Below are 7,882 nucleotides of genomic sequence, written 5' to 3'. Positions count from 1 at the left end.
TGGGCCAGTTCTCGCTGCTGTTCTGGTCCACCCTGACCGGAGCGCCGATCCTGCTGGGCGTGGCGGCGCTGATGGGCGAGGCGATCGTGCCCGGCAACTGGACGCCGCTGCTGGTGCTGGCGATGAGCAGCCAGGTCATGGGCCAGGGGCTGCTCATCTATTCGCTGAAGAATTTCCCGCCGCTGGTGATCGGCCTGGCGCTGCTGACCCAGCCGGCCATCTCCGCCCTCACCGGCTGGCTGGCCTTCGGCGAAGTCCTCAGCGCAGGGGACGTCCTGGGCATGGTCCTGCTGGCGGGCGCGCTTGTGCTGGCGAAAGTGGGGGACCGCGCCGCTTAAAGCGCGCCGCTATAGAACCGACCTATCTCCGTTCGTGTCGAGAGAAGTCGAGACACGGTGCCGTAGTGCGATCATGTCTCGACTAAGTTCGACACGAACGGAGAAGGCGCTGACGACCCGGGCGCGCCTCAGCGCCCGCCCAGATCGCCCTTGCCGATGGTGCCGCTGGCCATTTCCAGCATCTTGTCGAGGCTCTTCTTCGCCGCGAGCCGCAGCGGCTCTGCGATCTCGATCCGCGGCTCCAGATCGCGCAGGGCGAGGTAGAGCTTCTCCATAGTGTTGAGCGCCATGTATGGGCAGATGTTGCAGTTGCAGTTGCCGTCCGCACCAGGGGCGCCGATGAAGGTCTTCTCCGGCAGGGCCAGCTGCATCTGGTGGATGATGTGCGGCTCGGTCGCTACGATCAGCGTATCGCCCGGCATCGTCTTGGCGAACTGCAGAATGCCGCTGGTAGAGCCGACATAGTCCGCATGATCGACGATGTTCGGCGGGCACTCAGGGTGGGCGGCGATCGGCGCACCGGGGTGTTGGGCGCGCAGTTTCAGCAGCTCGGTCTCGCTGAAAGCTTCGTGGACGATGCAAACGCCCGGCCACAACAACATGTCACGGCCGAACTTGCGGTTGAGATAGCCGCCCAGATGCCGGTCCGGGCCGAAGATGATCTTCTGGTCCTTGGGTATCTGCTGCAGGATCGTCTCCGCGCTGGAGCTGGTGACGATCACGTCCGACAGCGCCTTAACCTCGGTCGAGCAATTGATGTAGGTCAGCGCAATGTGATCGGGATGCGCTTCGCGAAACGCCTTGAACTTTTCAGGCGGGCACGAATCTTCCAAGCTGCATCCGGCGTCCATGTCCGGCAGCACGACGATCTTGTTGGGGCTGAGGATCTTGGCTGTATCGGCCATGAACTTCACGCCGCAAAAGGCGATCACTTCCGCGTCGGTGTCGGCCGCCTTGCGGCTCAATTCCAGGGAATCGCCCACGAAGTCGGCAAGGTCCTGCAGCTCGGGCTTCTGGTAGTAATGCGCCAGGATCACGGCCTTGCGCTCATGGCGCAAACGCTCAATCTCCGCGCGCAAGTCGAGGCCGGTCAGGTTCAAGGTCTGTGCGGTCATGGTGTCCCCTGGGATCGTTGGCGCCCATGTAGTGAGCGGCTGCCCATAGCCCAAGCAGTTTTGAACTTGGGCGCTCTACTTTGCGGGTGCAGGCTCGCCTTCGAAGCGCGCATTCACGGTGACATCGCCAAAACCGGCGATCTCCAGCGGGATTGCCAGGTTCTGGCGGATCGCGTCCTTGGCGGCGGACCGCGCGAGGCCGACCAACACCGGATTGCCCGCCTGCTGCGTCGCCTGCTGCTCGGCCAAGCGGGTGTTGGCACGGCTGAGGGCATCCTGCGCATCGCGGGTGATCCATACGCCCTCGCGCAGATATTGCGCGCGGGCTTCATCCAGATTGGGCGTGCCCACGGTCAGCGGCGGCAGCAACACGTCCAACGTGTGCGTGCTGGTGTTCCAGGCCAGGCGATTGCGATCCATCTTCGACAGGTCGAGCGAATAGTCGACACGAGCTGGAATCACCGCGACCTGGCGGGACTTGACCAGGCCCAGCAGGCGGCTGTCCTCAGCCGAAACCACCGGCGCCAATTGTGCGCTGAACACCGTCAACCGGTTTTGCTTTTCGAACGCGACGATGGTCGTGCCGATCGGATCACCGCCGCCCTTGGGCCAGAACGCCCGGTAGCCCAGCCACGCCGCGATCGCGAGCATGACGATGAACAGCACCCACGGCAAACCTTGCGTGCGCGCCAGGGCGCGTTTGCGTTCGGTCACGGGCGGGGTGTCGACGTTGATGCTCATGGCGGGGCAACGCGGGGAACGATGCGGGGTTCCTGAAGCCGCCCGCTCAGACCTTACAGAAGGTGCCCGGTGCGATCGCGCTTGGTATCAAGATAGCGGGCGTTGTGCGGATTGGGCGGCAATTGGTGCGGCACCCGCTCCGCCACCTTCATGCCAAATTCCTCCAGGGCCGCGACCTTGGCGGGGTTGTTCGTCATCAGCCTGATCGTGCGCACGCCCAGCAGTTCCAGCATGCGCGCCGCCACCGGAAAATCCCGCGCTTCGGTCGGCAGGCCCAGCCGGTTGTTGGCGTCCACCGTGTCGAAGCCCTGATCCTGCAGGCGATAGGCGCGCAGCTTGTTGATGAGGCCGATGCCCCGCCCTTCCTGCCGCAGATAGAGCAGCACGCCCCAGCCGCCGCCCTCACTCTCACCGTGACCGGAAGCCTTGGCCTCATGCGCCATGGCGTGCAGCGCGGCGTGCAACTGCGGCCCGCAATCGCATTTGAGCGAGCCCAGGATATCGCCGGTCAGGCATTCTGAATGCAAGCGCACCAGCGGAGCGCGGTCCCCGTTCGGCTGGCCGATGATCAGCGCCACATGCTCGCGCATGTCATCGCGAGAGCGGAAGGCCACGATCTCGGCATCCTGCGCGGCTTCCACCGGCAGATGCGCGCGCGACGCGATGGCAAGGCGCGCAGTGTCCTTCCACTGCGCCAGATCGCCGGACTGTACCGCCTGCGCATCATCCACCGGAGTTGGGTCGACCAGAAAGGCAGGCAATATCCCTGCCAGCCGCGCCAGCTCCAGCGCCGTCACCGCCGCTTCGCCGTGAACCAGATGCTCCGCCGCGAACGGGCCCTTCATCGGATAGACCAAATCCAGCGCCGGATCGGCCACTGCCCGGGCGGCATCCAGATCGAACGGCTCGGCCGCCCGGATCAGTACCGGAGCTTCGGGCACCGCCGCCTCGCGCTGGTTGGCCAGCTTCAATGTCACGGCGCGCGCCGCCGAGATCAGCATGCGCGCTGCACTCGCCTGCGGGGCAAAGCCCGTCTCCGCCGGCAGCAGCGTGAACGCATCGTCCACCCGGATCGGCCAGCCGTGGCGCAAGGCGTCGATCGCTAGGGCGACGCGGCGAGAGGCGGACGATGCGCTCAGAGATCGAACTCGGTGATCAACGGCACGTGGTCGCTCGGTTGCTCCCACCGGCGGGTTTCCTCCACGAAGCGATGCCCGCGCGCCTGCGGAGCCAGTTCTGGCGAGGCCCACATATGGTCCAATCGCCGCCCCTGGTCTTTCTGCCGCCAATAGCTGCGGTAGGACCACCAGGAATAGTTACGCTCCGGCGCGGGGATGAATTGGCGGCCCATGTCCACCCAGCCATGCGCATCCCGGAACCGATTCAGCGTATCAACCTCAATCGGTGTGTGGCTGACGACCTTGAGCAGCGCCTTGTGATCATAGACATCGCTTTCCAGCGGCGCGATGTTGAAGTCTCCCACGATCAGGCTGGGCCGCTCGATCTGCTCCGCCCAGCGCGTCATGCGCTCCAGAAAGTCCAGTTTCTGGCCGAACTTAGGGTTGAGCGCGCGATCGGCGATATCACCGCCGGCCGGGATATAGACGTTTTCCAGGATCAAACCCTGCCCCGCCCCCAGCAGTTCCACGCCGACGTGCCGCGCCTCGCCATTGTCCTGCCAGTCATGCCGGCTGAAATCGCGGAAGGGCAGGCGGCTGACTGTGGCGACGCCGTGGTAGCCCTTCTGCCCATGGATCGCGCGATGGGTGTAGCCCAGCCGCTCGAACATATCGTGCGGAAACAGATGCTCCGCCACCTTGATCTCCTGCAGGCACAGCACGTCGGGAGCCTGCTCTGTCAGGAACCGCTCCACCTGATCGATGCGAAGGCGGACGGAATTGATGTTCCAGGTGGCGATACTGACCATGGCGGGAGCTTTAGGCATGCGATCCGCGAAATGCCAGTGCCCTCCCCGCCGACTTTGTGCGTCGCAACGGCGGGACGGAGTGCTGTTACGGATGGGAGTCTAGAAATGGAAAACCCTCGAGCCGGGGGCAGAGGCTCGAGGGTTCCAGTTGAGCGTTCGTCACGCTTATCAGCGGCCAGTAGTGAGGCTGGGCAACAGGGGGGAAACCCGCCTCAGGCCTTGCTGACAACCCCTATGTAGGATGCCTCGCCTTGCTGCCAAGTGAACGAAGCGAAAGGAAATGTCGCAGTTTGTCGCTGTCCTTGCGCATTTGGCGACAGGCCGTTCCCCTTCATCGACGAGTGGTCGGTCGAGGATCGCGCCAACGAAATTCCGAGTCAGGAACAGCGATGCCATACTGCTGATTGCTGAGGCGCACGGTGGTGCGTTTGTTTTGCGAATCCAGCGCCACCCAGTAACTGAGTTCAAGTCCGCCCGGCGCAGACGCCTTGCGCATGAAGATCAGCGTGATCACGCCATATTCGGGATGCTTGCGATCGCGCACTTCCACGCTGACGACGTTGGGATTGCCGGTGGGCTTCAGCGTGCCGAAAGTCGCCACATCGCGGCGTGGGTCCAGCAGCGCGCCCAACGGGCTGTTGCCGATCGGCCAGCGCTGCACCTGCTTCACTTCGTAATCGACCAGGGTCAGCGCCTTGCCGTCGCCCACGATCAGCAAGGGCACGCCCTTTTCGTACTGAAAGCGGATACGGCCCGGTCGCTTGATCGTGACGACGCCGCTGACGGTCTGGCCGGAGCGGTCAGTCTGCGTGAAGTTGGCGCGTAGCGTGGAGATGCCGCGCAAGGCCTCCACAACCTCGCCCAACTGGCCACTGGCCGGGGCGCGAGACTGTGCCGCGGCTGACGCGCACGCGGTGAAGGCTGGAACGCAAAGCGCGGCCAGAATGGCCGCGCTCACGCAGTTACGAAGGGTCTTGATGGTACGGTTCATAGGCTCCCCAATGGATTCGACGCCTTGAACCGGCCCTGAATCGCCGGAACGCGAACCCTTGCTTACTTGATCTTGGCTTCCTTAAACTCGACATGCTTGCGCACGACGGGATCATACTTCTTGAAGCTCATTTTCTCGGTCGTGTTCCGAGGATTCTTCTTGGTGACGTAGAAGAATCCGGTGTCGGCGGTGGAAACCAGCCGGATCTTGACAGTTGCGGGCTTCGCCATGGCGCTTGTCCTGTTCCTTTAGAGCCGCGCCGGGGCGGCCACATCCTGTGATTTGCAAACGATGAGGGCGGCATCAACGCGCCGCCCTGCAAGGCTGCGGCCCATGGCGGATGTGGCGCATCGAGTCAAGGGCAGCGGTGCCGCATATGCCGAGCAGAACGCCCGTGGAAGCCCCGTCCTAGTCCACTTCGAAAGGCGGGATCGGCTTCAACACGTCGAACTGCTCCTTCGCCGGCTTGCGATCGAGCGGCTTGAAGTCCAACGGCTGTGGCTCGCAATCGGTATCCGGCAGGCGATCCAGCAGATTGCGGATCAAGGTCAGCCGTCCGAGCCGCTGGTCGTTGAAGTCCACCAAAGTCCACGGCGCGTGACGGGTGTGCGTGGCCGCCAGCATCGCCTCCCTCGCCTTGGTATAAGCATCGTACTTATCGCGCGCGGCAAGATCGATGGGTGATAGTTTCCAGCGCTTCAGCGGATCTTCCAGCCGCTCGGCCAGGCGCTCCTCCTGCTTGCCCTGATCGCAAGTCAGCCAGTATTTGAAGAGGAGCACGCCGTCGTCCACCAGCAGCTTCTCGAATGTCGGAGCCTGATTCAGAAAAGCGCTGACTTGTTCCGGCGTGGCATATCCCATCACGCTCTCCACGCCGGCGCGGTTGTACCAGCTGCGATCGAACAGCACGATCTCTCCGCGCGCGGGCAAGTGCGGGACGTAGCGCTGGAAATACCATTCGCCCTGCTCGCGCTCGCTGGGCGCGGATAGCGCCACGACACGGCACTGACGGGGATTGAGGACGTGGCGCACCGCGCCGATCGCACCGCCCTTACCCGCCGTATCGCGCCCTTCGAACAGCACGCAGATGCGCGCACCGGTGGCCGCCGCCCACCGCGCCATGCCGACGAGGTCAAGCTCCAGCGCCTCCAGCGCGGCTTCGTAAGGCTTGCGCTTGAGCTTGCCCATCAGCGTGACAGCAGGAAGATGGCCGCCACGCCCGCGACGATGCGATACCATGCGAACGGACTGAAGCCGGACTTGCTGACGAAAGCCATGAACGCCTTGATCACCACCAGCGCGACGATGAAAGATACCACGAAACCGATCGCGATCTCGTTCCACCCTACCGGGCCGACCCCGGCGGCAAGTTCATGGCGGGATTCCAGCAATTCCAGTGTGGTCGCGCCCAGCATTGTGGGAATCGCCAGGAAGAAGCTGAATTCGGCCGCCGTGCGGCGCTCGATCCCCATCGCCAGTGCGCCCATGATGGTGGCGCCAGAGCGGCTGACGCCCGGCACCATGGCCAGGCATTGCGCCACGCCGATGCCCAGGCACTTGGACACGGGCAGCTCGGCCACGCCGGTGAGCGGACCAGGCTTGGCGATCTTCTCTATGGCGAGGATGGCGATGCCGCCCAGCACCAGCGCATAGCCGACGACGATCGGCGCACCGAGCAGGACGTTGATGTACTTCTTCAGCACCAGCCCCAGGATCGCGGACGGCAGGAATGCCAGCAGGACGTTGCGCACGAAGCGGATGCTGACGGGGTTGAGCTTCAGCAGCCCCGCGCCCACGGCCCAGAACGTGCGCCAAAACTGCACCACCACGGCCAGGATCGCGCCCAGCTGGATGACGATGTTGAAGACCTTCCACGTGTTGGCATCGTAACCGAACAGCTCGGTCGCCAGGATCAGGTGCCCGGTGGAGGATACCGGAAGAAATTCGGTCAGCCCCTCGACAATGCCGAGGAGGATAGCGGTGAGCGTCAGGTCCATGGCCGCAGAGACATGACGCGGGCGCGGTACAAGTCAATCACGCTTCTGCTGCGGCGCGGAAGAAAAGGCGTGGACGATTGCGGTGCGTCCACGCCCTGGGGGAATAGCTCAGGCGGCGGCGTAACGGCCTTCGACCAGCGGGCTGTCCGCAACCGCATTCAGGACCTTGCGATAATAACGCGCCAATTCAAGGTGAAGCGTCCGCTTGTCGGCGCGGCGCGCCCCTGCCGCAACGAGGTAGCAACGGTCGATACGACGCAGCAGAAACTCCCGGGTCATCAAGGTTCGCATGGTTCGACTCCTTTGAACTCGTCTTTCAACTCATCTGGTAGAGATTAAGTTCGCGAGTGAAAAGACCCTTTGAGACGGACTGCAAAATCCTTGCGGTGAGATGAATGACAGTGCGGATGGCTTCGATATGTTTCGTTAGAGCACGGCGCGGGAGCGATCAGTTCCAAGGAAAAAGACCCATCCGGTACGCCAAGTGGCATGTTGTTCTGCTTAAACGCCTTGCCCGAATGGGCACACTTTCTTTCATCTCAACGGTGCATCCAAATAGCGTCCCGCCACTTACTCCATCGCATCCTTCTTCAGGATGCCTGAAGAAGGATAGCCTATCATGAAATCATATTCCCGCACGCTGTCCGCCGTAATGGCGGCAACCCTCGTCTTTGGCGCACCTTCGCTGGCGCTGGCCAAGAACCCGATGGTCGGTGGCGCCGCGATGTATCCGACCAAGGACATCGTCGACAACGCGGTCAATTCCAAGGATC

General features: G+C 63.3%; 10 protein-coding genes and 1 pseudogene. 2 read left to right on the top strand and 9 right to left on the bottom strand.

The annotated features are described in order from the left end of the window. The coding region (locus tag ACHWRX_RS16165; protein ID WP_394659965.1) for an EamA family transporter at positions 1-338 on the top strand (338 nt) is incomplete at its 5' end. A 128-nt stretch (positions 339-466) separates the two neighbouring features. Here the strand turns inward: ACHWRX_RS16165 and nadA are convergent. The 9 genes from nadA to ACHWRX_RS16120 all read right to left on the bottom strand — a co-directional run bounded on the left by nadA (position 467) and on the right by ACHWRX_RS16120 (position 7,400). Further along, complete coding sequence (nadA, locus tag ACHWRX_RS16160) at positions 467-1,453, bottom strand: quinolinate synthase NadA (RefSeq protein WP_183616604.1); 987 nt, start codon at positions 1,451-1,453, stop codon at positions 467-469. Between the two features lie 75 nt (positions 1,454-1,528). After that, positions 1,529-2,194: a DUF4230 domain-containing protein gene (locus ACHWRX_RS16155; RefSeq protein WP_183616605.1), complete on the bottom strand. Its 666-nt coding sequence runs from the start codon at positions 2,192-2,194 to the stop codon at positions 1,529-1,531. Positions 2,195-2,247: 53 nt separating this feature from the next. Next, entirely contained in the window at positions 2,248-3,333 is a 1,086-nt protein-coding gene (ribA, locus tag ACHWRX_RS16150; RefSeq protein ID WP_394659966.1) for a GTP cyclohydrolase II, read from the bottom strand. After that, positions 3,330-4,121: an exodeoxyribonuclease III gene (locus ACHWRX_RS16145; RefSeq protein ID WP_394659964.1), complete on the bottom strand. Its 792-nt coding sequence runs from the start codon at positions 4,119-4,121 to the stop codon at positions 3,330-3,332. The genes ribA and ACHWRX_RS16145 overlap by 4 nt, the downstream gene beginning before the upstream one ends. A 331-nt stretch (positions 4,122-4,452) precedes the next feature. Then, the gene (locus ACHWRX_RS16140) at positions 4,453-5,112 is read right to left on the bottom strand and encodes an outer membrane lipoprotein carrier protein LolA (protein ID WP_394659963.1); all 660 of its coding nucleotides are present in this window, start codon (positions 5,110-5,112) and stop codon (positions 4,453-4,455) included. Between the two features lie 62 nt (positions 5,113-5,174). Further along, entirely contained in the window at positions 5,175-5,342 is a 168-nt protein-coding gene (rpmG, locus tag ACHWRX_RS16135; protein ID WP_058736926.1) for a 50S ribosomal protein L33, read from the bottom strand. A 178-nt stretch (positions 5,343-5,520) separates the two neighbouring features. Further along, complete coding sequence (ppk2, locus tag ACHWRX_RS16130) at positions 5,521-6,351, bottom strand: polyphosphate kinase 2 (protein ID WP_394659962.1); 831 nt, start codon at positions 6,349-6,351, stop codon at positions 5,521-5,523. Then, positions 6,300-7,109 (bottom strand): undecaprenyl-diphosphate phosphatase, encoded by an 810-nt coding sequence (locus ACHWRX_RS16125; RefSeq protein WP_183616609.1) that lies wholly within the window; start codon positions 7,107-7,109, stop codon positions 6,300-6,302. The genes ppk2 and ACHWRX_RS16125 overlap by 52 nt, the downstream gene beginning before the upstream one ends. 108 nt (positions 7,110-7,217) lie before the next feature. Beyond that, on the bottom strand, positions 7,218-7,400 hold the full coding sequence (locus ACHWRX_RS16120; RefSeq protein ID WP_394659961.1) for a hypothetical protein: 183 nt from the start codon (positions 7,398-7,400) through the stop codon (positions 7,218-7,220). A gap of 361 nt (positions 7,401-7,761) precedes the next feature. Here ACHWRX_RS16120 and ACHWRX_RS16115 point away from each other — a divergent pair. After that, a pseudogene (locus ACHWRX_RS16115) lies at positions 7,762-7,882 on the top strand (fasciclin domain-containing protein); the annotation flags it as partial.

The sequence above is a fragment of the uncultured Novosphingobium sp. genome (genome assembly GCF_964277725.1).
In the GTDB taxonomy this organism is placed as follows: domain Bacteria; phylum Pseudomonadota; class Alphaproteobacteria; order Sphingomonadales; family Sphingomonadaceae; genus Novosphingobium; species Novosphingobium fluoreni.
This window is presented reverse-complemented; position numbering and strand designations above follow the sequence as displayed.

What these genes read in the sequence shown, in the direction of transcription:
- nadA (WP_183616604.1), bottom strand. Translation starts at nt 1,453, where the DNA reads ATGACCGCACAGACCTTGAACCTGACCGGCCTCGACTTGCGCGCGGAG.
- ACHWRX_RS16155 (WP_183616605.1), bottom strand. Translation starts at nt 2,194, where the DNA reads ATGAGCATCAACGTCGACACCCCGCCCGTGACCGAACGCAAACGCGCC.
- ACHWRX_RS16145 (WP_394659964.1), bottom strand. Translation starts at nt 4,121, where the DNA reads ATGGTCAGTATCGCCACCTGGAACATCAATTCCGTCCGCCTTCGCATC.
- ACHWRX_RS16140 (WP_394659963.1), bottom strand. Translation starts at nt 5,112, where the DNA reads ATGAACCGTACCATCAAGACCCTTCGTAACTGCGTGAGCGCGGCCATT.
- rpmG (WP_058736926.1), bottom strand. Translation starts at nt 5,342, where the DNA reads ATGGCGAAGCCCGCAACTGTCAAGATCCGGCTGGTTTCCACCGCCGAC.
- ppk2 (WP_394659962.1), bottom strand. Translation starts at nt 6,351, where the DNA reads ATGGTATCGCATCGTCGCGGGCGTGGCGGCCATCTTCCTGCTGTCACG.
- ACHWRX_RS16125 (WP_183616609.1), bottom strand. Translation starts at nt 7,109, where the DNA reads ATGGACCTGACGCTCACCGCTATCCTCCTCGGCATTGTCGAGGGGCTG.
- ACHWRX_RS16120 (WP_394659961.1), bottom strand. Translation starts at nt 7,400, where the DNA reads ATGCGAACCTTGATGACCCGGGAGTTTCTGCTGCGTCGTATCGACCGT.